We start from the raw sequence: 24,182 nt of genomic DNA on the forward strand, positions 1-24,182 counted from the left end.
ACGAGAACGTGTGACTCTCGATCTTTCCGCATCACGCGCGCGGCGGCTCGGCGTGGCTGATGACCCGCTTCACGCTTGGGAAGGCGCGGCGCAGCTTGCGCTCGATCGCGTCGACATGCTCGTGCACCCTGATCACGCTCATCGACGGGGTGGCGCGGCAGTGGAAGTTGACGATCTCGCCGCCCTCGGTGTCGCGCACGCGCACGTTATGAATGTCGTGGATCTCGCCGCCGGCGGCATATTCGGTGAGCGCGGCGGCAATGGTCTGCACTCGTTCCGGCGCGGCATCGACGCCGAACGGTAGTTCCGGTTCCAGCGGCTCGATATGGACGTCGACCTCGACGTCAGCGCCGAACTCCTCCTGGATGTTCCGCTCCAGTGTGTTGGCGACGTCATGGGCGGCGTCGAGCTGCATCCGGGCGTCGACCTCCAGGTCGATGCTGACGATCAGCTTGCCGCTCAGGTCGTGGACCGTGACGTGGTGGACGGCCAGGCCCGAATTGTGCGCGATCACCATGATGCGGTCGCGCACGGTTTCGTTGTCGCGCGCAACGGGGACCGCGGTGAAGGTGAGGTCTGTATCGCCGAAGGCCGTGTCGACGGCCGCCTGCGCCTTGCGCTTGATCTCCTCGACGCGGTCGATCGGATAGGTCCGCGGCACCTTGGCGATGGTGTCGATGAAGGTGGTCGCCCCGACCATGCGCACCCGCAGCCGCTCGACGTCGATCACGCCGGGGACGCTGCGGATCGCGGCCGTGGCCTTCTCCTGCGCGCCTTCCGGCGCACGGTCGACCAGCGTCTGCACGGTCGAGCCGGCCATGCGCAGGCCGAGCAGGGCGATCATCACGGCAACCGCGGCGGCAGCCGCCGCGTCGCCCCACCAGAAACCGAGGGCGGCGAGGATAAGGCCCGCGATCACAGCGAACGAGCCCATGACATCCGAGGCGAAGTGGAGCGCATCGGCCGCGAGCGCCTGGCTCCCGGTCTCGCGCGCGGCACGGTGCAGCGCGCGGGCGCGCCAGAAATTGACGACGATGTCGATCACCAGCACCACGAACGGCACGGCCGAAATGGTCGGCGGCGGGGTTCCCTCGCGCAGCCGGCTATAGGACTCCACCAGGATGCCGCCGGCCAGCACGTAGAGCAGGGCGGTGACGCCGAGCGCGGAAATGCTCTCCAGCTTGCCGTGGCCGTAATGGTGCTCGTCGTCCGCCGGCTTGTCGGAGACCCGCACCACTGCCCAGGTGATGATGGTCGCGATCAGGTCGACCGAGGAGTGCAGGGCTTCGGAGATCAGCGCGAGCGAGCCGATCGCGATTCCGACCGCGAACTTGGCCGCCGCCATGCCGCCGCTCACGAAGATCGAGATCGCGGCGACCGAGGTCTTGCTGTGCTGGGATGTCATGGCGGGGGATTTAGCAGTCCATGGCCGAACATCAAGCGACGATCCCAGTCGTAGTCGCTAGTGAGTTGCAGGAGCGGTTTTATCGGCTCCGTCATGCCCGGCCATGACGAGGGGAGGGAGTGGGGGCTATGCTATTCTTCCTCCGCTCCCTCACATCGTCACGACAATCTTCCCCAGGTGCTTGTTCGCCTCCATGTGTGCGAAGGCCTGGTCGATGTCGTCGAACGCGTACACCTTGTCGATCGGGAGTTGCAGCTTGCGCGACTCCACCGCGCCCCAGATGTCCTTGCGGACTTCGTCGAAGATCTCGCGGACCTCCTCGATGGTGCGGGTGCGGAAGGTGACGCCGATATAGCTGATGCGGCGGGCGGCATGCAGGTCGAAGTTGAAGTCGGCATGGGTGCCGCCGAGCCGGCCGACATTGACGATCCGGCCGAGGACCTTCGTCGCGGCCAGGTTCTGGTTGGCGACCGGGCCGGAGACCTGGTCGACGATGAGATCGACGCCTTCGCCGCCGCTCGCCTTCAGGACCTCGTCGACCCATTTGGGGTCGGAGGAGTCGATCGCGAGGTCGGCGCCGTAGTCCTTCAGCCGGCCGCGGCGATAGGCATCGGTCGACGAGCCGATCACGAGCCTGGCGCCCTTGAGCCTGGCGATTTGCATCGCCATCAGGCCGACGCCGGAGCTGGCGCCCTGGATCAGCACGCTCTGGCCCGGCTGCACGCCGCCGACGGTGACGACGGCATTGTGCATGGTCGCGAGCGCGACGGGGAGGGTGGCGGCCTCTTCGAAATTCATGTTCGAGGGTGCGCGGAACAGCCGGCCGTGATCGGCCAGCGTGTATTCGGCGAACGCCGCGCCGCCCGAGCCCATGATGCGGTCGCCGACCTTCACGCCTTTCGCATCGGGTCCAAGCTCGGCAACTTCGCCGGCCCATTCCATGCCGAGGACGGTGCCGGCGCCGCCGGCCGCGCCGTGGGCGTGGCCCTTGCGCATGCCGGTGTCGGCGCGGTTCAGTCCGCAGGCGCGGACGCGCACCAGCACCTGCGTGCCCAAAGGTTTTGGTTGAGCGATGTCGGAAATCCGAGCGCCGTCAGCGCCGTAGACGTAAGCCTTCATGAATGACTCTCGCTTCTTGCAGTGATTATTCCGCAGCTTGTGCTGTCGGATGAACGATCATGCTCTCGAGGCGGCTGCGGATGATGGCCTCCGCCTCACGCACGATGCGGGAGACGAGCTCGGCGCAGCTCGGGATGTCCTGGATCAGGCCCTGCACCTGGCCGGCCGACCAGATGCCTTCGTCGGAATCGCCGGTGGCATAGACCATCTTGCCGCGGGCACCCGCAACGAGCTCGCGGATGTCCTCGAACCTGGCGCCTTCCTTCTCCATTGCAACGACCTTGGTCGAGATCGCGTTCCTGGCGACGCGCGAGGTGTTGCGCATGGTGCGGAAGATCAGCTCGGTCTCGCGCTCGTCGTTGGCGACGATCTTCTCCTTGATGAGCTGGTGGATCGGGCTCTCTTTGGTGGCCATGAAGCGGGTGCCCATGTTGATGCCCTCGGCTCCCAGCGCCAGTGCGGCGACCAGGCCGCGGGCGTCGGCAAAGCCGCCCGAGGCGATCATCGGAATCTTGATCTTGTTGGCCGCCGCCGGGATCAGGATCAGGCCGGGGGTGTCGTCCTCGCCGGGATGGCCGGCGCATTCGAACCCGTCGATCGAGATGGCGTCGACGCCCATGCGCTCGGCCGAGAGCGCGTGGCGGACGCTGGTGCATTTGTGCACGACCTTGACGCCGTGCTTTTTGAACTCGTCGACATGTTCCTGCGGCTTGTTGCCGGCGGTCTCGACCACCGTGATGCCGCTCTCGATGATGGCGGCACGGTATTCGGCGTAGGGCGGCGGCTTGATCGCCGGCAGGATGGTGAGGTTGACGCCGAACGGCTTGTCGGTGAGGTCGCGGCAGCGCGCGATTTCTTTCCTCAGGTCCTCAGGCGTCGGCTGGGTCAGTGCCGTGATGAAGCCGAGCGCGCCGGCATTGGCAACGGCGGCGACCAGCTCGGCCCGCCCGACCCATTGCATGCCGCCCTGGACGATGGGGTGCTCGACGCCGACGAGCCTGGTGAACCGTGTCTGCAACATGATGTTTCCCCCTGGGTGGCCCGCAGGCTCTATTGTCGGTTGATGGCGGCAGGATGCCGCCCGGGTCGGGAAAAGTCTATTGCGGGGGTGCGCGGTAGGGGCGGGGTGTCATGCGGAGAGCGAGGAGATTCCGCGGGGCGGATAATTGGGGGGCGAGGCCATCGCTAGGGCGCTGTCATTGCTTCGCAATGACGGTGGAGGTGATGGTGAGGTCTCGTAGCCCGGATGGAGCGAAGCGCAATCCGGGTAGGTCGTGCAACAAACGAGTCCGTCCCGGATTTCGCTTCGCTCCATCCGGGCTACAAGGCCTTGGCTACTCCGCCGACAGCCGCACCATCTGGCGGCCACCGTTCATGTCTTTCAGGCTGTTGACGAAGTTTTCCGGGCGTTGCCAGCGGTAAGGGACCTTCAATCCCATGTATTCGGCGATGTCGCCGATGAAGCCGGTGCAGTTGGTGGTCTCGGCGTTCCAGACCGGCGAGCTCGCCTGCAATTTCCTGATATATGCGAACACGCGTTTGGCGTCGGCTTCGTTCAGATAAACCCGGTAGCTCGCGGTGAGATAGTCCGGATCGAGATCGCCGTAGCTCGCGCCGGTCTCGGAGGGCACCCAGGTGAGGTGGCCGAGCACGTAGGCCCAGGTGTCGCCGGCGGGCGTGAGGCCCGCCACTTCGACGGCGCGTTCGCTGGTCTTGCCGTACCAGACGAAAGCGTGGCCCCAGCTCGCCGCCGTCCGCGCGCGGAAGTCGACGTAGTAGGGGCCTTTCTCCGTGCGCGCCATCGCCCGCCGCGTCGATGGCGGTGCGGAGCGTGACGCGGTGTCGGTCGTGGCAAGCGCGTTGGCATCGGCAACGCGCTTGTTCGCTTCATGGGCCGAGGCCGGGGGCGTCGTGCATGCGAGCATTGCCGCAAGAGCAAACCCTGCAAGGATGCAAGGTCCCGATCGATCAGTTTTGTTCGTCACGCGATGCCCCTCGATGGTCGGCCGTTCAAACGGATGCAGCGATTCCGCTGATCAGTAGCGCGAGACGACCGGGCCGGGCGCCTTGCCGATCGGGGCCTTTCCGACCGGGCTCTTGCCAATCGGCATCTTGCCGATCGGTGCCTGCTCTCCATAGACCGGCACGGGCTGCCGGCGCGGTAGATCCGCAGCGTTCGCAACCGTCACCAGAGCAAAGGTGGCACCCAGAACAAATACAATCTTCTTCACAGTCATACCCCTAGAAGGTTTGGTCCAAACACGGCAGCGCCGTGCCCCCAGACACGCCTCACAGAAGGGCGGCGGAATGCGTCCAAGTTGCGGCATCGGCGCGACCTGTTGGCGGCATCTGTCGGGTGCGCGAAAATGTGATGTGTCCGGATGTTTCGGAAATGCGCTCTACTCATCCTCGCAGCAAATTCACCCGATCCGGTTCAGGCTGTTGCGGATCGTCGAGAAGATGCCACCGATGTCTTTGCGCAAGGCATCGAGCGCGTTGAAATTGTCGAAGATGCGGGTAAGCCGGTCCTCGACCTCGCGCTTGCTCCTGGTCAACGCGTCGAGGCGTGAGGTGAGGGTGACATCGCCGTTCGCCTCGATCTCGCCGACGGTCCTGGCGAGGAGGTCGCGGGTGGCGCTGACCTCGGCGATCATGGCCTCGATGCCGAACACCGGGGCCTTCAGCGGGACGAGGTCGGCCTGCGATTTCGACAGCTCCGCCTTGAAGGCGTTCAGCGTGACGAGCGTCTGCTGCAACGCGCCGAGACGCTGGCGCGACTGGACGACGAAATCGCTCAGCGCGTTCTGGCGATCCGCAAGGGATCTGCCGTCGGAATCGGTTTCGACATCGGCGAGCGAGCGTTCGAGCTGGGCCCGGCGCTGGGCCAGCTCCTCGAAGTCGAGGCTGACAGCCTTGAGGATGTTGAAGCTATCATCGATGCGCGCAAGGCGCTGCTCGATCTCGATCTTGTTCTTCGACAGCGTCTCGACGCGGGTGCCGAGCGGCGCTTCGCCGCCGGTCTCGAGATCGTCGATGTTCTTCGCCAAGCGATCGTGGCTGAGCCCGAGCTCGCCGATCAGGGCGTTGATGCCGGTGTCCGTCGCGCGCAGCGGCACCAGCTCGGCGTGGGATTTCGCCAGATCTTCCTTGTACTGATTCAGGGTGGCAAACGTCTCCTGGACCGCGTTTACCCGCGATAGCAGCGTGGTCATGTCGCGCGTGATGTCCTTGAGACGGTCGGCGAGATTGTTTTTGCGGTCGTCGGTCTCGAGGTCGAGCAGTGCGCGTTCGAGCTGGTTCTGGCGGTCGCGGATCTCGGTGAAGACAGGCTCGACCGCGCGGCGCTGATCGGCGACCTTGCCGACCGTCTCCCGCAGCGCCTGCTGGCGGCGGCGGATTTCGGCGAGTTGGTCCTGCATGTCGGTGGATTCATTGCGGCCCTGCTGGAGCAGTGCCCGCTGCTCGATCTCGCCCAGCTTGTCGTGAAGGGCGGAAACCGCCTCGCGGGGGTCGCTCTCGATCAGGTGCTGGACGGTGGCATCGAGGTGATTTTGCAGGGCGTGGGCGACGACGACGTCTTCCCGGGTCTTCCTGAGGCGGTCGCGCAGCGTGCTGAGGCGGCGGTCCTGGCGCGACAGCCGCCAGACGGAGGCGCCAATCAGCGCCAGGGCCACGGCCAGGATCGCGCCTGTCGCGATGCGCTGTGGCATTGGCAGGCCCGCAAACAGGGCGGGCAGGTGGGCAACGTCGTAACCAAATGCCTGCTGGGCGAGGAACGCGATGGCGGCCAGCAGGACAAACCAGGCAACCAGGAAGAAAAGCCACATCGTGAATTCCTCACGCCGGCACACATTATCGCCATAGTTGCTATTGGAGAGCGGAACCGAGATCAAGGGGTGGGTCGCGCGGTGTTTCCCGGGGCGGCCTCTGCGACAGGCTGCGTCAGTCGATCAGTTGATGGCCCGGCGGTCCCTGCCGGATTTTCCGGGCGTTTTGGCGCGCCTTACGGCACCGCGTTGGTTCAGCGCCGATGCCGTGGATCGTCCTCGGTGCGCCGTCCTTGCGGGCACCCTCGATGCGGCCTCTCCCGCAAGCAAGCGGGAGAGGGGCGCGACTTTCCGGAGCTGTAGTTCAGCGCGACGCGGCTTCAGGCTGCCGCTTGCGGCGCACCATTGATGGCTTCGTCAACGGCAGCGGCGATGTCGCGCATGCTGATGACGGAGACGAGGCTGTAATCGTCGATCACGGGCAGGTGCCGGATGTGATTGCGGTTCATCAGGTGACGGACGTGCTCGATCGTGTCCGAGGAGGTGCAGGAGACAAGCTGCTGCACGGAAACGAGCTGGGAGACCTTGACGTTGATGCCGTTCGCGCCGTGTTCGGCGATGGCGCGCACCACGTCGCGCTCGGTGAACATGCCGACGGCGGTGTTGCCCTCGGAGCGGACCACATCCTTGACCACCAGCGCGCTGATATTGTTGGCGCGCATCAGCTTGGCGGCGATCCCCACCGTTTCGTTCATTCGCACCGTGACAACGCGCGGTGTCTTCTTGCGCAGAATGTCTCCGACCAGCATTGCAACCTCCGTGGGGTGAATGATGGACCGAGTTTGGTATACATAATACCAAGCGTCAAGCGGTCGATTTGGCTGATCCGAAGAATCTTGCGGCAGGACTGCTGACATTTCTCGTCGGGACGAAAAGAAGGGGCGCATCGCTGCGCCCCTTTCGCGATCGTGCATTGTCGTGCGGCGACTTACGCCGTCTTGGCGTTGCCGGTTGCGGAGGTGGCGCTCTCGGCTTCCTTGCCGAGGATGAAGGAGCGGCGCAGCGGCTTGATCACGAACAGCGCCATCAATGCCGCCGTCGCGTTCAGTGCCACCGCGACCACGAATACGGCCTTCCAGCCATAGGCGGCCGAGATCACGCTCGCGAGCGGGACGAGCAGGGATGCCGTGCCCTTCGCGGTGTAGAGCATGCCGTTGTTGGTGGTCGCGTATTTCGAGCCGAAAGTGTCGCCGCAGGTTGCGGGGAACAGCGAGTAGATCTCGCCGAACACGCCGAAATAAACCGCGGTCGCGAGCACGAAGACAACGGGGACGTGACCGTAGGCCGATAGCGTCAGCAGCATCAGTGCCGCCGTGCCGAAGGCGATGAACATGGTGTTCTCGCGGCCGATATTGTCGGAGACGAAGCCGAAGAACGGGCGGCCGAAGCCGTCGAAGATGCGGTCGAGCGAGATCGCGAAGGTCAAGGCCGCCATCTGGAAGCCGGCGAGGGTCACCGGCGTGTCGGCGATCTTGAAGTCGTGCGCGATCGGCGCGATCTGCGCCGCGGTCATCAGGCCGCCGGACGCGACCATGACGAAGACGAGGTACATCACCCAGAAAATAGGGGCGCGCAGCACCTGCGGCGGTGTGAAGTCGATCCTGGTCTGCGGCAGATTGAGCTGCTTCTTCTTCGGCGGGATCGAGATCCGCGGCGGCTGGATGAAGAAGGCGAGCACGAACACGATCACGCCCTGGCCGATGCCGAAGGTGAGGAACGCGTGCTGATAGCCGCTCGTTGCGATCATGGTCGCGATCGGCACGACGGTGAGGGCTGCGCCCGCGCCGAAGCCTGCGGCAGTCGCGCCGGCGGCGAGGCCGCGGCGGTCTGGAAACCACTTCAGCGCGTTGCCGACGCAGGTGCCGTACACCGCGCCCGCGCCGATGCCGCCGATGACGGCCGCGATGTAGAGCAGGGTGAGCGAGTCAGCGTAGGAGTTAAGCACCCAGGACAGCGCGATCATGATACCGCCGAACATGATGACGAGGCGCGGACCGTATTTGTCGACGAACCAGGCTTCGACCGGCACCAGCCAGGTCTCTGTGACGACGAAGACGGTGAAGGCGAGCTGGATCGCGGCGCGTCCCCAATGGTGGGCCGCGTTGATCGGATCGACGAACAGCGTCCAGCCGTATTGCAGATTGGCGATCATCGCCATGCAGACGATGCCCATGGCGAGCTGCAGCCAACGGAAACCTGTGCGAAGCGGCGCAGCGGTCACGGCGCCATCCGTGCTGGAAATCATCGACAACCTCCCAACGCGCCTGGTTAGCTGCGACGTGGGATTTACAAGATGACCCGGTGTCGCAAATGTTGTGGCTTATCGTCGCAAGCGCTGCTGGCAGATTGGTATACCATATTCCAGAAGGCAAGCCCTATCTCGCGCCGCGACGCAGCAAAAATGCCAGGGTCCGTTCGGATTGGCCGGACTCGGAAAAGCCTCAGGCCAACGAAAACGCCCGGCCGTGAGGCCGGGCGTCTTCGCGTGACGTTGGAGCGGGGTCGCGCGCGTCAGATCGTCGATTTCGCGACCACGATCTTGCGCCAGGGTTTCAGCACCGCAATCGCCAGCAGCGAAGCCAGGATGTTGGCGCCGGCCGCGATGATGAACACGCTGTCCCAGGTGCCCGACGATTGCTGCATGTAGTTGGCGATCGGGACCAGCAGCGCGGCGGTGCCCTTTGCGGTGTAGAGCAGGCCCGCATTGGTGGTCGCGAACTTGGCGCCGAACGTGTCGGTGCAGGTCGAGGGGAACAGCGAGTAGATTTCACCCCAGGCAAAGAACACGAAGCCCGAGAGCAGCACGAACCAGATGGGATCGTGGCCCCAGAGATAGAGCATCCAGATGCCGAATCCCTCCATGCCGAAGGCGATGAACATCGTGTTCTCGCGGCCGATCATGTCGGAGATCCAGCCGAAGAACGGCCGCGTCAGGCCGTTGAGCACGCGGTCGATCGTGGCCGCGAAGGTCACCGCCGTCATGGTCACCGCCATCAACGTGACCGGCACGTTGTCGACCTTCCAGTCGGCGGCGATCGGCTTCAAATTCGCCGTCACCATCAGGCCGCCGGCGCCGACGATCACGAACATGAAGTACATCAGCCAGAAGATCGGCTGACGCAGCACCTCGGTCGGTTGATAGTTGCGGCGAGTCTGCAGCAGCTTGGCATTCGCCACGACGTTCGGCACCTGACCTGCTTTCGGCGCCAGCAGGAAGAAGGCGAGGATGCAGATGATGATGCCTTGCCCGAGACCGAAATAGAGGAAGGTAGTCTGGAAGCCACTGTCCTTGATCATGGCCTGGATCGGCGCGACAGTCAGCGCAGAGCCTGCACCGAAGCCCGCGGCGGTGATGCCCGCGGCGAGACCGCGCTTGTCCGGAAACCATTTCAGCGCATTGCCGACGCAGGTGCCATAAACGCCGCCGGCACCGATGCCCGCGACGATCATGCCGAGATAATAGCCGTTGAGCGTGGTGGCTTGCGCGTTGATCGCCCAGCCGATGGCGCAGAGAATGCCCCCGATGAGCACGACGAGGCGCGGGCCGTATTTATCGACGAACCAGCCTTCGACCGGCACCAGCCAGGTCTCGAACAGCACAAACAGCGTGAAGGCCCACTGGATCGAGGCGCGATCCCAGCCGAATTTCTTCTGGATGTCGGGGACGAAGAACGTCCAGCCGTATTGATAATTGGCGATCATCACCATTGCGGCGACGCCGACCGCCAATTGCGCCCAGCGATAAGCATCGCTCACGCGCGCGGCTGTAGGGGCCGTTGCCTGCACCATGTCCGTCATAAAGCCTCCCGTAGCGCCTCTCATTGTTCTGCGAGCGCTGGAGGGGCATTCTTGTATTCATTATGCCAACGTTCAAGCGCTGGTCCGCCCACCGTGCGCAAATGCCGCAGGACCTTTTCAGCCCCGGCGTGAATCGGACAACGCAAATAGAAATGGCCCCGTCATACGGGGCCATTCATCAAAAGTAGCATATCAACGGTTCTGAAACCGCTGCGTCGGGCTCGTGACGCGGGAGGCGCAGCTTACAGACCGAAGCGGGGCAGGTCGCCGTTGTGATTGGAGATCTCGGCACTCGCCATCAGGAAGCGGTCCACCGCGGCCATGAAGCGGGCGAACAGCGAGGAGGATGGGTCGAGGGCGACGGAAGCGGTTTTGGACATCGGAATTCCTTTCTCAAGACAGTCAGTATTGCTGTCTCATTTCGAAGGGCAATGTACGTATGCCAGATGCCAGTGTCCATGCATGCCATCGCATGGCAGCATACGCGCTCCCGCATTGCAGCATAATGATGCGTTAAAGTGGCCGCTCCTATTATAAATAGCCCAAACGCCGTCGAATCCCCGCGGGTTGACGGCCGCGGTGCACAATCCGACCTTGGCAGGGCAGCTCAAAGCCGTTAGTGGTCTGCCCCCTTTTCCAATCAAGCGTCAGAGTGGTTCATGTCGAGCGCTTCGTCCGCTGTCTCGATCGGCATCGATTTCGGGACCAGCAATACGGTCGTTGCGATCGCGGCGGATGACCGCCGGGTCGAGGCCATCCGCTTCGACCATGGCGGCCAGCGGCACAGCACCTATGTCTCGGCCCTGTGCTTCTGGGAGGACCGGCCGGGAGCCGGCGCCCAGGCCGAAGGCGGCCCGTGGGCGATCGAAACTTTCCTGGAAGGACGCCATGTCTACCGCTTCCTCCAGTCCTTCAAGACCTTTGCCGCGAGCAGCAGCTTCAACACAACGCAGGTGTTCCGGCAGCGCTTCAAGTTCGAGGACATTCTGGCGGCGTTCCTGCGGACACTGGTGCGACATGGCGGCGACAAATTCGGCTTCGAGGCCTCCACCATCACGGTCGGCCGGCCCGTGCGCTTTGCCGGCGGCAATCCCGACGAGGCGCTGGCGATGCAGCGCTACCGGGCCGCGTTCGAGCGTCTTGGCGCCGGCCACGCGCGCTATGTCTACGAGCCCGTCGGCGCGGCATTCTCCTTCGCGCGCCGGCTGGAGCGCGACGCAACCGTGCTGGTCGCGGATTTCGGCGGTGGCACCAGCGATTTCTCGGTGATGCGTTTCTCGCGCACGGGCGGGAATTTGCGCGCCGAGCCCCTCGGCCATGCCGGCATCGGCATTGCGGGCGACACGTTCGACTACCGCATCGTCGACCACGTCGTCTCGCCGCGGCTGGGCAAGGGCTCCAGCTTCCGTTCGTTCGACAAGGTGCTGCCGGTTCCCAGCGGCCACTACACCAACCTTGCACGCTGGCATCAGCTCGCGATGATGAAGAGCAATGGCGATCTGCGCGAGCTTCGGGACCTCGCGCGCAGCGCGCTGAAACCGGAGCTGCTCGAGGATTTCATCACCATCGTCGATCTCGATCTCGGCTTTTCACTTTATCGAGCTGTGTCGGATGCCAAGGTCGCGCTTTCGGCAAAGGACGAAGTCGACTTCCGCTTCAAGGGCGGCGGCGTCGACATCGGTTCCACCATCACGCGGAAGGACTTCGATTCCTGGATTGCCGACGACGTCGCGCGGCTCGGCGCCACCGTCGACAAGGTGTTGGCCGAGGCCGGCATCACCGCACGCGAAATCGAGAAAGTGTTCCTGACCGGCGGGACCTCGTTCGTGCCCGCCGTCCGAAAACTGTTCGCCGACCGGTTCGGCAACGAACGATTGATGTCGGGCGACCAGTTCGAATCGATCGCCTACGGTCTCGCGCTGATCGGGCACAGTTCCGATCCCGATCGCTGGACCGCAGGCGGAGGGACCGGGTCGAGCGCGGGCGCGTAACCTCGGCGGTCCGACGCCCGCGCCGTCTGGACATTATTGATTGATCTCGGGCTCGACGAGCCTTGCCAGATTCCGCAGCGATTCCTGCCAGCCGAGATAGCAGGCTTCGACGGGAATGACGTCCGGGATGCCGGCCTGGGTGATATCAAGCTCGGTGCCCACGGAGACCCTCTTCAGGATCACGGTCACCTGGATCTCGCCGGGCAGGTTGGGATCGTCGAACCTGTCGGTGTAGCGCAGCCGCTCGCCGGGAACGAGCTCGAGATATTCACCGCCGAATGAATGGCCGGCCCCTGTCGTGAAGTTGCGGAACGACATCTTGAACGTGCCGCCGACCTTCGGCTCAAGATGATGCACGGTGCAGGTGAAGCCGTTCGGCGGCAGCCATTTCGACAGCGCGTCCGCTTCGACGAAGGCGCGATAGAGTTTCTCCGGGCTGGTCGAGAGAACGCGGTGCAGGCGGACAGTGTTCGGCATGGTGATCATCCCTGTGGCTTGATGGGCACGACATTGGCGTCGACGGCCCGTTCATGTCCCTAGGACGATCGAGGCGCTGCCGATCCGACAGGGCGTCTCAAGTTATGCGAAAGGCTGCGTCAGGTCGGCGCTCTCAGCCCCGGGGAGTCGATCCATGCATCGATCCGGATGGCGGTCTCGTCCTGTCGGACCCTTCGCAGCAGCAACTCGCGACGACGACCTGGCGGAAGCGTGCGCATCTCCTGGCGTAAACGTTCGACTTCCTGCGTGAGCATCTGGTTGAGGGTTTCAGTCTGCGTGAAACGACGCCGTTCCATGGCGCATCTCCCTTACTGATGAGGCGGGAGCGCAATTGGCGTTCTCATCACCGATAAAAGCCACATGCCGGGCGGTGATGACAAATCCTAACGTGAAACCGGCGTCAGGTCTGTCCAAAAGGATACGTTGCCAGCCCGACCGGGGCGCAGATGCCGCTCGGCAAGTCTGTCTTGAACCTGCTCGGCCGAGACCCCGCGGCAATTAAGTCTCGGCAAGCCTTGCAAGTAACGCCGGGGAGGTATACTTTATGGGTGTTCGTTCAGCCGCTGTGCCTTGTTGAATGCGCCCGCGGGCTCCTTTTCCATCGACATCGACGAATTGAATCGATTCCGCGAGAGAGTCATGCGGAATGCGCGCATGTGCGCTTTGGAGAAGAGAAATGCCGACAGGTACAGTGAAGTGGTTTAACGGCCAGAAGGGCTTTGGATTCATTCAGCCCGACGACGGCGGCAACGATGTGTTCGTTCACATCAGCGCAGTCGAGCGGGCTGGTCTTGCGGGTCTCGCCGAGGGCCAGAAGGTCAACTTCGAGGCCAAGACCGACAAGATGCGGGGCAAGGTCAGCGCTGAGAATCTCTCGCTGGCTTAAGCTCTCCAGTGCCGTTTCACGGATGTACTGAAGCGGCCATGCGACCCGCTCGATCGTAAGGATTGAGCGGGTTTTGTCCGTTGCCGAACAGGGTGGATGATGAGCACCAAGAGATCGGCCGGCCCGTCACCCGAAGGCATCGCGCGTTCCGAGCGTCAACGCGCTGCGGCCGAAGAGGGGGCGAAGGCGATGGCGGATGCCGAGCGGCAGTCTTTCGACGTCCGCAAAAACATGGCGCGGCTTCGCGAGTTGCGTGAGGCCAAGGAAATTGCCGATGCTGCTGCTCGCGCATCGTTGCCGGCTGCCGTGCCAAAGAAACGCGCGAAGAAATCGCCGCAATAGTCGCGCTCGATAGCGCTGACGATCAATCCAGAAGGGCCGGTCGGATGCCAGAGATTGCAGATCGTGCCTAGGATCAAGCCGGATGGCGGCGGCACGATCATCTTTTTTCTCGCACTGGGTGCGGGTCGACAGAACGTGCCGGCTGGCCACCAATTTTCGGACCCAGAAGCAGGCCTTCAGCTATCTCCAGAAATACCGGACGGAGTTCGAGCGTATTGCGCGGATACGGCTCGCGTCAGGCGAGCTCGAGGACGGGATCGTCGTGCTTTCGATGCTCTAGGCCTCGGTCCCAAGGCAACGCCTTCGGAACGCGTCTATTCGGAGCCGCTTTCCGGCTTGGCCTCGCGGGCCAATCGCTCTGCCTTCAGGCGCTCGCGGTTCTCGTTGAACGAGTTCTGATCCCTCGCATAGTCGTTGATCGGCTTATGCGTCTCGACAGGTTTGAACACCTTGTCGGCTTCGCGCTTGGCGCGATCGGCGGATTGATCTTTCGACATGTCGTCCTCGACTTGATCGACGGGCGGCGCCGCAGCTTTCGCCGGGCCGCTCCTCTCGGGCGATCACTTCTTGATGGCTGGGCAGGCGTTTTGCGAGTCTGAGTCGCTCACTGTGCGGCTGACATTTCCGAGAGCGCACCGGCGAACGGACAACGACCTGTAGCAGTTTTAGTTCCTAAAGCCGAGGCTTGGGCTGGCGTTGCTCTATCGAGAAGTGCTGGCCGTCTTGGTCCAACAAAAGGGCCGCCGAAACCGGCGGCCCTTCGTGTCGATGGTCGATCCGCTTACTCGGCGGCCTGCTTCTGCGGCGGGTCGAGTGCACCGGACTTGTGGATCTCGGCGACCTGGTTGTCGCTGAAGCCGAGCACGCTGCGCAAGATCTCGTCGGTGTGCTCGCCGAGCAGCGGGGAGCGTTCGACGTCGCTTGGGGAATCCGACAGCTTGATCGGGTTACCGACCGAGAGATACTTGCCGCGGGTGGGGTGGTCGACCTCGACCACCGTGCCGGTCGCGCGCAGCGACTGGTCCTCGGCAAGCTCCTTCATCGACAGGATCGGGCCGCAGGGGATGTCGTCCTTGTTGAGGATTTCCATCGCCTCGAACTTGGTCTTCGTCATCGTCCACTGCTCGATGCGGCCGAAGATCTCGTTCAGGCGCGGCAGGCGGGCCGCCGGCTTGGCGTAGTTCGGATCGGTCTTCCAGGTCGGCTCGCCGATCACGTCGCAGATCTTCTCCCAGACCGGGGCCTGGGTGATGAAGTAGATGTAGGCGTTGGGATCGGTCTCAAAACCCTTGCACTTGAGGATGCGGCCGGGCTGGCCACCGCCGGAATCGTTGCCGGCGCGCGGCACGGCATCGCCAAACGGAATGCCTTCGCCGAACTGGCTGTACTCTTTGAGCGGACCGCGCTCGAGGCGCTGCTGGTCGCGCAGCTTGACGCGCGAGAGGTTGAGCACGCCGTCCTGCATCGCCGCCGTGACGCGCTGGCCCTTGCCCGAGTGGGTGCGATGATAGAGCGCGGTGACGATGCCGAGCGCCAGATGCAGGCCGGTGCCGCTGTCGCCGATCTGCGCGCCGGTGACGAGCGGAAGACCGTCGCGGAAGCCGGTGGTGGAGGCGGCGCCGCCTGTGCACTGCGCGACGTTCTCGTAGACCTTGCAGTCCTCGTAGGGGCCGGGGCCAAAACCCTTGATCGAGGCGACGATCATCTTCGGATTGATCGCCTGGATCTTCTCCCAGGGGAAGCCCATGCGGTCGAGCACGCCGGGGCCGAAATTCTCGACCAGCACGTCGCACTTCTTGATGAGCTCGGTGAGGACTTCCTTGCCCTTGGGGTTCTTGGTGTCGAGCGTGATCGAACGCTTGTTGTGGTTGAGCATGGTGAAATACAGGCTGTCCACGTTCGGGATGTCCTGCAACTGGCCGCGGGTGATGTCACCCACACCCGGACGTTCCACCTTGATCACGTCGGCGCCGAACCAGGCGAGCAGCTGCGTGCAGGTCGGTCCTGACTGGACATGGGTGAAATCGAGAATGCGAACGCCCTCGAGCGCCTTGGTCATCGTGTTGCTCCGTACTCTGTCTGCCCCTGCACCCGGCAGGGAATATAGGTTGAAGGGGAGGACTTACTTCTTCTTCTGCAGAACGCTCTGCGGATTGAGATTGCCGATGCGGCCGCTCTCCGAGCCAGCGGCCGGATCGATCACCGCGTTGATGAGCGTCGGCTTGCCCGAGGCCATCGCTTCGTTGACGGCGCGCTTGAGCTCGTCGGGCGAGGTCGCGTTCACGCCGACGCCGCCGAAGGCCTCCATCATCTTGTCGTAGCGCGCACCCTTGACGAACACCGTCGTCGCCGGATCGGCGTTGACGCTGTTGACGTCGGTACCGCGATAGATGCCGTCATTGTTGAAGATGACGACGCAGATCGGCAGATTGTAGCGGCAGATGGTCTCGACCTCCATGCCGGAGAAGCCGAACGCGCTGTCGCCTTCCACCGCGAGCACGGGATGTCCGGTCTCGAGCGCGGCCGCGATCGCCTGACCCATGCCGATGCCCATCACACCCCAGGTTCCGACGTCGAGACGCTTGCGCGGGCGGTACATGTCGATGACGCCGCGGGCGAGATCGAGCGTGTTGGCGCCCTCGTTGACGAGGATCGCTTCGGGATGATCCTTGATCACATTCTTCAACACGCCGAGCGCGCCGTGATAGTCCATCGGCGACTTGTTGTTCATGAGCTTCGGCGCCATCTTGGCGACGTTCTCGTCGCGTTTTGACACGATCGCCTTGGTCCATTCAGCCGGCGGCGCGGTCCAACCCGTCGCGATCGACTGGTTGAAGGCGGAGACGACCGAGCCGATGTCGCCGACCACGGGCGCGACGATCTCGACGTTGGAATCCATCTCACGCGGTTCGATGTCGACCTGGATGAACTTCTTGGGCGCTTCGCCCCAGCTCTTGCCCTTGCCGTGCGAGAGCAGCCAGTTCAGCCGCGCGCCGATCAGCATCACGACGTCGGATTCTTTCAGCACGGTCGAGCGGGCCGCACCGGCGCATTGCGGATGCGTGTCGGGGAGGAGGCCTTTGGCCATGCTCATGGGAAGGAACGGCACGCCGCTCTTTTCGACGAAGGTCTTGATCTCCTCGTCGGCCTGCGCGTAGGCGGCACCCTTGCCGAGAATGATCAGCGGACGTTTTGCGGCTTTCAAGACATCAAGTGCGCGCTTGACCGAAGCGGGCGAGGGGATCTGCGCGGGCGCCGCATCGATCACCTTGACCAGCGATTTCCGGCCGGCCTCGGCGTTCATCACCTGGCCGAACAGCTTGGCCGGCAGGTCGAGATAGACGCCGCCCGGACGGCCCGAGACGGCGGCGCGGATGGCGCGGGCGAAGCCGATGCCGATATCCTGGGCGTGCAGCACGCGATAAGCCGCCTTGCACAGGGGCTTCGCGATCGCGAGCTGGTCCATTTCCTCGTAGTCGCCCTGCTGGAGGTCGACGACCTCGCGCTCGGACGAGCCCGAGACCAGGATCATCGGGTAGCAATTGGTGGTGGCGTGCGCGAGCGCGGTGAGACCGTTGAGGAAGCCGGGCGCGGACACCGTGAGGCAGACGCCGGGCTTCTTGGTGAGATAGCCGGCAATGCCGGCGGCGTAACCGGCGTTCTGCTCGTGGCGGAAGGAGATCACACGAATGCCGGCGGCCTGCGCCATGCGGCCCAAATCCGTGATCGGGATGCCCGGCACATTATAGATGGTGTTGATGCCGTTCAGCTTGAGCGCGTCGATGACGAGATGAAAACCATCCGTCAGTTCCTGCTCGGTGCCCGGTGCTTCGGACTTGGTCGCGGTGTTCAGCATGGGCCTTGTCTCCCTGGTCTCAATGCGCTGTTTCAGGCTTCTTGGGCGAATGTTTCGCCCTTCTGGCGGACGTTGTCAGAAGAGTTCCTGGCCGTGCGCTTCGACGTAAGCGGCAAGTCCAAGGGTGTGGTCGCGGGCGCGCTTCTCGGCGAGTTCGGTGTCGCGCGCTTCCAGCGCTTCGATCATGCCGAGATGCTCGGGCAGGGAGGTCGCGGTGCGGTCCTTGCGGCCGATGGTCAGTTGGCGATAGCCGCGCACGTGCAGCAGCAGATCGTTGGTGAGATCGACCAGCACAGGCGATTCCGACAGCGAGATCAGCGCCTGATGGAAGGCGATGTTGGCGCGCGAATATTCCTCGACGTGATCCTCGGGCAGGCGGTCCTTGTCGAAGTCCTTGAAGTAATCGCGCAGCGCCGTGATGTCCTTCTTGCGCGCGGTGGTGGTGATGAGGCGTGCCGCCATGCTCTCCAGCGCAGCCCAGGCGCGGATCATGTCGACGATCTCGCTCTTGGTCCGGCGCACCACCATGATGCCGCGTCGCGGAACGGTCTTCACGAAACCGTCCTGCTCGAGCATCGCGATGGCTTCGCGGATCGGGGTACGGCTGACACCCAGGCGTTCGGACAACGCGCGCTCGTCGAGCATGACCGGCTCGGGCGTCGAGTAGATGTCCATCTTGAGGATGGCTTCCTTCAAGGCATCATACGCCTTGTTCTTGAAGCTGCTCTCCGGGGCAATACGAACGATTGCGATATCTGCCTCGGCCATGTTCGGCAACGCCTTGGTTGGTTTCCGCAGTGACACGACGAATCTCCTCCAGTGGGAGTCGTCTTTTACAGGAATATTAACGGGAAAGTTTTTGGCATACCAAATGCCAGAATGTCAAGCTGCCTATTTTTTACGGTATTCCAAGCAGTGCATCAGCTTGACAAATTGGCTTCTGGCATACCAAATGCCATCGTTCGCCATTTTTGATCCAAAGCGGCGGAGGTGCCTTGGCTTTATGCCACTTCTGCTCCGCGACATGGAACAGAGCGCGGCGAATGGCAAGCATGACGGGCGGCCGCAACACGCGCGCGCTTTGAAAAGAACGAACTGAGGTCAAGGGAGAAGCCACATGTCCAATTCCAAAGATGCCGTCCGCAAGGTGCTTGACCAGGTCAAGGCGGACAATCGCACCAGCCTGACGGCGCCGGAAGGCAAGTTGGTCTGCGACGCCTACGGCATTCCGGTGCCGAAGGAGGGCGTGGCGAGGTCGGCGGGCGAGGCCGGCAAGATGGCCTCCGCGATGGGCTTCCCGGTGGTCATGAAGATCGTCTCGCCGGACATTCTGCACAAGACCGAAGCCGGCGGCGTCATCGTCGGTCTCAAGACGGCCGAGGATGCCGAGAAGGCTTACGAGACCATTCTCTCCAACGCCAGGAAGTATAAGGCTGATGCCAAGATCGAGGGCGTCCAGGTACAGCAGATGCTGGCCGGCGGCACCGAAGTCATCGTCGGCTCGATCACCGATGGTTCGTTCGGCAAGCTGGTCGCCTTCGGCCTCGGCGGCGTGCTGGTCGAAGTCCTGAAGGACATCACTTTCCGCCTTGCGCCCGCGACCAAGGAAGACGCGCTGTCGATGCTCGACGGCATCCAGGCGCACGAGATTCTCAAGGGCGTTCGCGGCGGCGAACCGGTGAACCGCACGGCGCTTGCAGATGTCATCGTCAAGGTCTCTCAGCTCGTGACAGACTTCCCCGAGATCGTCGAACTCGACCTCAATCCGGTGTTCGCCACGGCCAACAATGCGATCGCCGCCGACGTGCGCATCGTCGTCGACTTCGCCTACGTGCCGAAGCCGAAGCCGCGCCCGACCGAAGAGATCGTCGCGGCGATGAGCCGCATCATGCAGCCGAAGGGCGTCGCCGTGATCGGCGCCTCCGCCGAGGACGGCAAGATCGGCAACTCCGTGATGAAGAACCTCATCAACGGCGGCTACAAGGGCGAGATCTATCCGATCCACCCGAAGGCGCCGGAAATTCTCGGCTACAAGGCCTACAAGAGTGTCAAGGACGTGCCGGGCGTGATCGACACCGCGGTGTTCGCGATTCCCGCGAAGTTCGTTGCTGGTGCGCTCGTCGAATGCGGCGAGAAGAAAATTCCGGGCGCCGTTCTGATTCCGTCGGGCTTCGCCGAAGCCGGCGCGCCGGAGCTGCAGGCCGAGATCGTCGAGATCGGAAAGAAGTACGACATCCGCCTGATGGGTCCGAACATCTACGGCTTCTACTATACCCCGGCCAATCTCTGCGCGACGTTCTGCACGGCCTATGACGTCAAGGGTCACGCGGCGCTGTCGTCGCAGTCGGGCGGCATCGGCATGGCCATCATCGGCTTCTCGCGCTCGGCCAAGATGGGTGTCTCCGCGATCGTCGGCCTCGGCAACAAGTCCGATATCGACGAGGACGATCTGCTCGCCTTCTTCGAGCAGGACCCGAACACCAATCTGATCGCGCAGCACTGCGAAGACCTCAAGGACGGCCGCGCGTTCGCGGAAGCGGCCAAGCGCGTCTCCAAGAAGAAGCCCGTCGTGGTGCTGAAGGCCGGCCGCACATCGGCTGGCGCAAAGGCGGCGTCCTCGCACACCGGCGCGCTCGCCGGTAACGACAAGATCTACGAGGACGTGCTGGCGCAGTCCGGCGTGATCCGCGCCCGCAGCCTGCGGCAACTGCTCGAATTCGCCCGCGGCGTGCCGGTGCTGCCGACGCCGAAGGGCGAGAACGTCCTGATCATCACCGGTGCGGGCGGCTCGGGCGTGCTGCTGTCGGACTCCTGCGTCGACAACGGCCTGTCGCTGATGTCGATGCCGCCGGATCTGGATGCTGCCTTCCGCAAGTTCATCCCGCCGTTCGGCGCGGCCGGAAATCCTGTGGACATCACCGGCGGCGAGCCGCCGATCACCTACGTCAACACGGTGAAGCTTGGCCTCTCGGACGAGCGCATCCATTCGCTGATCCTCGGCTACTGGCACACCATCGTCACTCCGCCAATGGTGTTCGCCCGCAACATGGTCGAGGTGAAGAAGGAGATGGAGGCCAAGGGCTTCGTGAAGCCGATCGTCGCCTCGCTTGCCGGCGATGTCGAGGTCGAGGAGGCCGCCGAATATCTCTACCAGAACGGCATCCCGGCCTACGCCTATTCGACCGAGCTGCCGGTCGAGGTGCTCGGCGCCAAGTACAAATGGGCCCGCGGGGCAGGGCTGCTCTGAACGGCTGCTCGGGGCGTCGAACATAATCCCGCCGGGCCGATGCGATCATCATGCATCGGCCCGGCCGGCTCAAAGTGGCGCTGCGCCGCGGCAGCTTCGATGGCGCGCGCGAATCCGGGGGTGGTCGCTGGACAGGCGCGGTCGTTTTGGCTGATATGCGGCCAAACACCACAATGCGGCAAATGTCCGCATGAGCCTGGAGATGCCCTCATGTTCCAATTTCCCGCGCGCCTTGTCGGCGCAGCCGTCGCGCTGACCCTTGCGGCAGCGACGCCTGCCTTTGCCCAACCGCTCGAGCTCAAGCTGATGGCGCCGGCGGCACCGGGCGGTGGCTGGGACCAGACTGCGCGCTCGATGCAGCAGGCGCTGGTTGCCGCGGGTGTCGCGCGCAGCGTGCAGGTCATCAACGTTCCCGGTGCGGGCGGCAGCGTCGGCATCGCGCAGTTTGTCAACGGCGCCAAGGGTGACGGCAACCAGCTGATGGTCAACGGCTTCGTCATGGTGGGCGCGCTCGCCATGAACAAGTCGCCTGTCACCCTCGAACAGGTGACGCCGATCGCGCGCCTGACCGAGGAAATCCAGGTGATCGTGGTCCCCGCGAGTTCGCCGATCAAGACCGCACAGGATCTGGCCGCAGCGGTGAAGGCCGACATCGCCAAGGTGACCTTCGCGGGCGGCTCGGCTGGCGGCGTCGACCACGTGATGGCGGCGTTGTTCGCCGGCGCCGTGGGCGCCGACGCCAAGAAGATCAACTACATTCCGTTCTCCGGCGGCGGCGAGTCGCTCGCCGCGATCCTTGGTGGCAAGGTCACCGCGGGTATTTCGGGGCTGAGCGAATATGACGGGCAGATCAAGTCCGGCAAGCTGCGCGCGATCGGCGTGACCTCGGAGAAGCGCATCCCCGGCAGCGACATCCCGACCTTCAAGGAGCAGGGCATTGATCTGGTGATCGCCAATTGGCGCTCGGTGGTCGCGCCTCCCGGCATCACGCCGGAGCAGCGCAAGACCTTGAGCGAAGCGGTCGAGAAGATGGTGAAGTCGGACGCCTGGAAGGAGATCCTCAAGCAGAAGGGCTGGGAGGACGCCTATCTCGGCGGCGACGCCTTCGTCGACTTTCTGAAGAAGGAAACGGTGCGCGTCACCGACGTGCTGAAATCGGTCGGCCTGGTCAAGTCATGACGACGAGCGATCCGGCCCAGCCGCCACGGCGCGTCGATCGCGCCGGCATCGTCATCGCCGCGTTACTCGCAGGCCTTGCCGCGGTACTGGTGTGGGATGCGCGCGGTCTGCAAGTCACGACGATGTACGGGATGGGGCCGGAGGCGATGCCGGTCGTGGTCGCCTGCGGCCTCGCGCTGCTCGCGATCGGCAATCTCGTCGACGCATTGCGCGGCAATTTGCCGGCGCGCGAGAGCGCCGATCCCGTGCCGGTGGTGCTGATCCTCATGGGCCTTGCGCTGCTGATCGGCATCATCGGCTTCGGCGGCGGCTTCATCCTGGCGACGTCGGCATTGTTCGTGACGACGTCGGCGGCGTTTGGGCGCCGCGCGATCCTGGTCGACAGCGTCATTGCCCTGGTGATGTCGATCCTCATCTATCTTGCGTTCGACCGGCTGTTGACGCTGAGCCTTCCGACCGGTCCGCTGGAGCGACTGCTGTGATGGACACTTTTGCGGCGCTGGCGCATGGCATGGCGGTCGCCGTCCAGCCGATGAACCTGCTTTATGCGCTGATCGGCGTGTTCCTCGGCACGGCCGTGGGCGTGCTGCCCGGCATCGGCCCGGCGTTGACGGTCGCGCTGCTGCTGCCTGTCACTTACAAGCTCGACCCCGGCGGCTCGCTGATCATGTTCGCCGGCATCTATTACGGCGGCATGTATGGCGGCTCGACCACCGCGATCCTGATCAACACGCCGGGCGAGAGCGCCTCGATGGCGACCGCGCTCGAAGGCAACAAGATGGCCAAGGCCGGCCGGGGCGGGCCGGCGCTTGCGACCTCCGCGATCGGCTCCTTCGTCGCCGGCACCATTGCCACGATTGGCCTGGCCTTTCTCGCGCCGTGGCTGGTCGATTTCGCCGTGCGCTTCGGACCTGAAGACTATTTCGCGCTGATGTGCGTCGCCTTCGTCACGGTGTCGGCGACCTTCGGCGATTCCCCGGTCCGCGGCCTCACCAGCCTGTTCATCGGCTTGACGCTCGGCCTCGTCGGCATCGACAAGCTGACCGGTCAGGCGCGGCTTGCTTTCGGCGTCCCTGAACTGCTCGACGGCGTCGAGGTGACGACGCTTGCGGTCGGCCTGTTCGCGTTGGGCGAGGCGCTCTATGTCGCATCGCGCCGGCATCATACCGAGGAGAAGCTCGAACCGGTGCGCGGCTCGCTGTGGATGACCAGGGACGACTGGAAACGGTCGTGGAAGCCATGGCTGCGCGGCACGATGTTCGGCTTCCCGATCGGCGCGCTGCCGGCGGGCGGCGCGGAGATCCCGACCTTCCTGTCTTATTCGTGCGAGAGACGGCTGACCAAGCATCCGGAAGAATTCGGCAAGGGCGCGATCGAAGGTGTCGCTGGACCGGAAGCCGCCAACAATGCCTCGGCCGCCGGCACGCTGGTGCCGCTCTTGACGCTGGGACTGCCGACCTCGGCGACAGCCGCGATGATGTTGGCGGGCTTCCAGCAATATGGTCTCAACCCGGGACCGCTGCTGTTCGCCGAGCGGCCGGACCTGGTCTGGGGGCTGATCGCCAGTCTCTTCATCGCCAATTGCATGCTGCTCGTGCTCAACCTGCCGCTGGTCGGACTGTGGGTACGGCTCCTTGCGATCCCACAGCCGTGGCTCTATGCCGGGATCCTCGTGTTCGCGACCATGGGGACCATCGCCGCCAAGCCGTCGGTCGTCGAATTGTCGATGCTGGCCGGCTTCGGCGTGCTCGGCTTCCTGATGCGCCGGTTCGATTTTCCGATCGCGCCCGTCGTCGTCGGCCTGATCCTCGGCCCGATCGCCGAGAGTCAGTTGCGCCGCGCGCTCGCGATCAGCCTCGGAGATCCCATGACGCTGCTCCAGAGCCCGATCTCGGCGACGCTGCTCGGCCTTGCGCTGATTGCGCTGCTGGCCCCATTCGTGCTGAAGGGGATGGGACGTTTCAGGGCGAACGAGGACTAGCCGTCCCGGCGCTCGCGTCATTTAATGCTGCGTCCATCTCCTGGGGAAACGCC

At 64.0% G+C, this 24,182-nt stretch carries 23 protein-coding genes and 1 pseudogene; 8 read left to right on the forward strand and 16 right to left on the reverse strand.

Annotated features, from left to right (window positions below; translation table 11 throughout):
* Positions 1-31: 31 nt before the first annotated feature.
* The 10 genes from ACQ86E_RS25205 to ACQ86E_RS25250 form a co-directional block, all read right to left on the reverse strand.
* A complete protein-coding gene (locus ACQ86E_RS25205; protein ID WP_431202283.1) occupies positions 32-1,405 on the reverse strand; it encodes a cation-efflux pump in 1,374 nt (457 codons plus the stop codon).
* A 150-nt stretch (positions 1,406-1,555) separates the two neighbouring features.
* Positions 1,556-2,524, reverse strand: a complete 969-nt coding sequence (locus tag ACQ86E_RS25210; protein ID WP_431202284.1) for a quinone oxidoreductase family protein — start codon at positions 2,522-2,524, stop codon at positions 1,556-1,558.
* A 25-nt stretch (positions 2,525-2,549) separates the two neighbouring features.
* Positions 2,550-3,545: an NAD(P)H-dependent flavin oxidoreductase gene (locus ACQ86E_RS25215; protein WP_431202285.1), complete on the reverse strand. Its 996-nt coding sequence runs from the start codon at positions 3,543-3,545 to the stop codon at positions 2,550-2,552.
* Positions 3,546-3,858: 313 nt separating this feature from the next.
* Positions 3,859-4,509, reverse strand: coding sequence for a hypothetical protein (locus ACQ86E_RS25220; RefSeq protein ID WP_431202286.1), 651 nt, complete (start codon positions 4,507-4,509; stop codon positions 3,859-3,861).
* Positions 4,510-4,560: 51 nt separating this feature from the next.
* On the reverse strand, positions 4,561-4,761 hold the full coding sequence (locus ACQ86E_RS25225) for a hypothetical protein (RefSeq protein ID WP_431202287.1): 201 nt from the start codon (positions 4,759-4,761) through the stop codon (positions 4,561-4,563).
* Positions 4,762-4,944: 183 nt separating this feature from the next.
* Complete coding sequence (locus ACQ86E_RS25230) at positions 4,945-6,351, reverse strand: hypothetical protein (RefSeq protein ID WP_431202288.1); 1,407 nt, start codon at positions 6,349-6,351, stop codon at positions 4,945-4,947.
* Positions 6,352-6,671: 320 nt separating this feature from the next.
* The gene (locus ACQ86E_RS25235; RefSeq protein WP_431206556.1) at positions 6,672-7,100 is read right to left on the reverse strand and encodes a CBS domain-containing protein; all 429 of its coding nucleotides are present in this window, start codon (positions 7,098-7,100) and stop codon (positions 6,672-6,674) included.
* Between the two features lie 179 nt (positions 7,101-7,279).
* Positions 7,280-8,596: an oxalate/formate MFS antiporter gene (gene oxlT / locus ACQ86E_RS25240; protein WP_431202289.1), complete on the reverse strand. Its 1,317-nt coding sequence runs from the start codon at positions 8,594-8,596 to the stop codon at positions 7,280-7,282.
* Positions 8,597-8,862: 266 nt separating this feature from the next.
* Positions 8,863-10,149: an oxalate/formate MFS antiporter gene (gene oxlT, locus ACQ86E_RS25245; RefSeq protein ID WP_431202290.1), complete on the reverse strand. Its 1,287-nt coding sequence runs from the start codon at positions 10,147-10,149 to the stop codon at positions 8,863-8,865.
* Positions 10,150-10,391: 242 nt separating this feature from the next.
* On the reverse strand, positions 10,392-10,529 hold the full coding sequence (locus ACQ86E_RS25250) for a hypothetical protein (RefSeq protein ID WP_431202291.1): 138 nt from the start codon (positions 10,527-10,529) through the stop codon (positions 10,392-10,394).
* Positions 10,530-10,808: 279 nt separating this feature from the next.
* On the opposite strand from ACQ86E_RS25250, the gene ACQ86E_RS25255 reads away from it, so the two are divergent.
* Entirely contained in the window at positions 10,809-12,140 is a 1,332-nt protein-coding gene (locus tag ACQ86E_RS25255) for an Hsp70 family protein (RefSeq protein WP_431202292.1), read from the forward strand.
* A 33-nt stretch (positions 12,141-12,173) separates the two neighbouring features.
* On the opposite strand, the gene ACQ86E_RS25260 is transcribed toward ACQ86E_RS25255, so the two are convergent.
* Both ACQ86E_RS25260 and ACQ86E_RS25265 read right to left on the reverse strand, forming a co-directional pair.
* Positions 12,174-12,617, reverse strand: coding sequence for an SRPBCC family protein (locus tag ACQ86E_RS25260; RefSeq protein WP_431202293.1), 444 nt, complete (start codon positions 12,615-12,617; stop codon positions 12,174-12,176).
* 119 nt (positions 12,618-12,736) lie between these two features.
* Positions 12,737-12,934: a hypothetical protein gene (locus ACQ86E_RS25265; RefSeq protein WP_431202294.1), complete on the reverse strand. Its 198-nt coding sequence runs from the start codon at positions 12,932-12,934 to the stop codon at positions 12,737-12,739.
* Between the two features lie 380 nt (positions 12,935-13,314).
* Between ACQ86E_RS25265 and ACQ86E_RS25270 the strand changes: the two genes are divergently transcribed.
* The 3 genes and pseudogenes from ACQ86E_RS25270 (at position 13,315) to ACQ86E_RS25280 (ending at position 14,146) form a co-directional block, all read left to right on the forward strand.
* A complete protein-coding gene (locus ACQ86E_RS25270) occupies positions 13,315-13,524 on the forward strand; it encodes a cold-shock protein (RefSeq protein WP_008134109.1) in 210 nt (69 codons plus the stop codon).
* 99 nt (positions 13,525-13,623) lie between these two features.
* On the forward strand, positions 13,624-13,866 hold the full coding sequence (locus ACQ86E_RS25275; RefSeq protein WP_431206557.1) for a transcriptional regulator: 243 nt from the start codon (positions 13,624-13,626) through the stop codon (positions 13,864-13,866).
* A gap of 54 nt (positions 13,867-13,920) precedes the next feature.
* Positions 13,921-14,146: pseudogene (locus tag ACQ86E_RS25280) on the forward strand (hypothetical protein).
* A gap of 34 nt (positions 14,147-14,180) precedes the next feature.
* On the opposite strand, the gene ACQ86E_RS25285 reads toward ACQ86E_RS25280, so the two are convergent.
* The 4 genes from ACQ86E_RS25285 to ACQ86E_RS25300 form a co-directional block, all read right to left on the reverse strand.
* Positions 14,181-14,363, reverse strand: coding sequence for a hypothetical protein (locus tag ACQ86E_RS25285; protein WP_431202295.1), 183 nt, complete (start codon positions 14,361-14,363; stop codon positions 14,181-14,183).
* A 284-nt stretch (positions 14,364-14,647) separates the two neighbouring features.
* A complete protein-coding gene (gene frc, locus ACQ86E_RS25290; RefSeq protein WP_431202296.1) occupies positions 14,648-15,925 on the reverse strand; it encodes a formyl-CoA transferase in 1,278 nt (425 codons plus the stop codon).
* A gap of 63 nt (positions 15,926-15,988) precedes the next feature.
* On the reverse strand, positions 15,989-17,722 hold the full coding sequence (gene oxc / locus ACQ86E_RS25295) for an oxalyl-CoA decarboxylase (protein ID WP_431202297.1): 1,734 nt from the start codon (positions 17,720-17,722) through the stop codon (positions 15,989-15,991).
* A 75-nt stretch (positions 17,723-17,797) separates the two neighbouring features.
* A complete protein-coding gene (locus ACQ86E_RS25300) occupies positions 17,798-18,490 on the reverse strand; it encodes a GntR family transcriptional regulator (RefSeq protein WP_431206558.1) in 693 nt (230 codons plus the stop codon).
* 349 nt (positions 18,491-18,839) lie between these two features.
* Here ACQ86E_RS25300 and ACQ86E_RS25305 point away from each other — a divergent pair, with 349 nt between their 5' ends.
* The 4 genes from ACQ86E_RS25305 to ACQ86E_RS25320 all read left to right on the forward strand — a co-directional run bounded on the left by ACQ86E_RS25305 (position 18,840) and on the right by ACQ86E_RS25320 (position 24,129).
* Positions 18,840-20,969: an acetate--CoA ligase family protein gene (locus tag ACQ86E_RS25305; protein WP_431202298.1), complete on the forward strand. Its 2,130-nt coding sequence runs from the start codon at positions 18,840-18,842 to the stop codon at positions 20,967-20,969.
* A 210-nt stretch (positions 20,970-21,179) separates the two neighbouring features.
* Complete coding sequence (locus ACQ86E_RS25310) at positions 21,180-22,148, forward strand: Bug family tripartite tricarboxylate transporter substrate binding protein (protein WP_431202299.1); 969 nt, start codon at positions 21,180-21,182, stop codon at positions 22,146-22,148.
* Positions 22,145-22,630, forward strand: coding sequence for a tripartite tricarboxylate transporter TctB family protein (locus ACQ86E_RS25315; RefSeq protein ID WP_431202300.1), 486 nt, complete (start codon positions 22,145-22,147; stop codon positions 22,628-22,630). Before ACQ86E_RS25310 ends, ACQ86E_RS25315 begins: the two co-directional genes overlap by 4 nt.
* Complete coding sequence (locus tag ACQ86E_RS25320) at positions 22,630-24,129, forward strand: tripartite tricarboxylate transporter permease (RefSeq protein ID WP_431202301.1); 1,500 nt, start codon at positions 22,630-22,632, stop codon at positions 24,127-24,129. The genes ACQ86E_RS25315 and ACQ86E_RS25320 overlap by 1 nt, the downstream gene beginning before the upstream one ends.
* Positions 24,130-24,182 lie beyond the last annotated feature (53 nt).

Origin of the sequence: Bradyrhizobium betae (assembly GCF_050632175.1) — a bacterium.
In the GTDB taxonomy this organism is placed as follows: Bacteria; Pseudomonadota; Alphaproteobacteria; order Rhizobiales; family Xanthobacteraceae; genus Bradyrhizobium; species Bradyrhizobium betae_B.

Coding starts and splice junctions, on each gene's coding strand:
- ACQ86E_RS25260 (WP_431202293.1), bottom strand. CDS start 12,617: ATGCCGAACACTGTCCGCCTGCACCGCGTTCTCTCGACCAGCCCGGAG.
- ACQ86E_RS25235 (WP_431206556.1), bottom strand. CDS start 7,100: ATGCTGGTCGGAGACATTCTGCGCAAGAAGACACCGCGCGTTGTCACG.
- ACQ86E_RS25230 (WP_431202288.1), bottom strand. CDS start 6,351: ATGTGGCTTTTCTTCCTGGTTGCCTGGTTTGTCCTGCTGGCCGCCATC.
- ACQ86E_RS25225 (WP_431202287.1), bottom strand. CDS start 4,761: ATGACTGTGAAGAAGATTGTATTTGTTCTGGGTGCCACCTTTGCTCTG.
- ACQ86E_RS25205 (WP_431202283.1), bottom strand. CDS start 1,405: ATGACATCCCAGCACAGCAAGACCTCGGTCGCCGCGATCTCGATCTTC.
- ACQ86E_RS25275 (WP_431206557.1), top strand. CDS start 13,624: ATGAGCACCAAGAGATCGGCCGGCCCGTCACCCGAAGGCATCGCGCGT.
- ACQ86E_RS25300 (WP_431206558.1), bottom strand. CDS start 18,490: ATGGCCGAGGCAGATATCGCAATCGTTCGTATTGCCCCGGAGAGCAGC.
- frc (WP_431202296.1), bottom strand. CDS start 15,925: ATGACCAAGGCGCTCGAGGGCGTTCGCATTCTCGATTTCACCCATGTC.
- oxc (WP_431202297.1), bottom strand. CDS start 17,722: ATGCTGAACACCGCGACCAAGTCCGAAGCACCGGGCACCGAGCAGGAA.
- ACQ86E_RS25210 (WP_431202284.1), bottom strand. CDS start 2,524: ATGAAGGCTTACGTCTACGGCGCTGACGGCGCTCGGATTTCCGACATC.
- oxlT (WP_431202289.1), bottom strand. CDS start 8,596: ATGATTTCCAGCACGGATGGCGCCGTGACCGCTGCGCCGCTTCGCACA.
- ACQ86E_RS25285 (WP_431202295.1), bottom strand. CDS start 14,363: ATGTCGAAAGATCAATCCGCCGATCGCGCCAAGCGCGAAGCCGACAAG.
- ACQ86E_RS25270 (WP_008134109.1), top strand. CDS start 13,315: ATGCCGACAGGTACAGTGAAGTGGTTTAACGGCCAGAAGGGCTTTGGA.
- ACQ86E_RS25305 (WP_431202298.1), top strand. CDS start 18,840: ATGTCCAATTCCAAAGATGCCGTCCGCAAGGTGCTTGACCAGGTCAAG.
- ACQ86E_RS25250 (WP_431202291.1), bottom strand. CDS start 10,529: ATGTCCAAAACCGCTTCCGTCGCCCTCGACCCATCCTCCTCGCTGTTC.
- ACQ86E_RS25255 (WP_431202292.1), top strand. CDS start 10,809: ATGTCGAGCGCTTCGTCCGCTGTCTCGATCGGCATCGATTTCGGGACC.
- ACQ86E_RS25310 (WP_431202299.1), top strand. CDS start 21,180: ATGTTCCAATTTCCCGCGCGCCTTGTCGGCGCAGCCGTCGCGCTGACC.
- ACQ86E_RS25320 (WP_431202301.1), top strand. CDS start 22,630: ATGGACACTTTTGCGGCGCTGGCGCATGGCATGGCGGTCGCCGTCCAG.
- oxlT (WP_431202290.1), bottom strand. CDS start 10,149: ATGACGGACATGGTGCAGGCAACGGCCCCTACAGCCGCGCGCGTGAGC.
- ACQ86E_RS25265 (WP_431202294.1), bottom strand. CDS start 12,934: ATGGAACGGCGTCGTTTCACGCAGACTGAAACCCTCAACCAGATGCTC.
- ACQ86E_RS25215 (WP_431202285.1), bottom strand. CDS start 3,545: ATGTTGCAGACACGGTTCACCAGGCTCGTCGGCGTCGAGCACCCCATC.
- ACQ86E_RS25315 (WP_431202300.1), top strand. CDS start 22,145: ATGACGACGAGCGATCCGGCCCAGCCGCCACGGCGCGTCGATCGCGCC.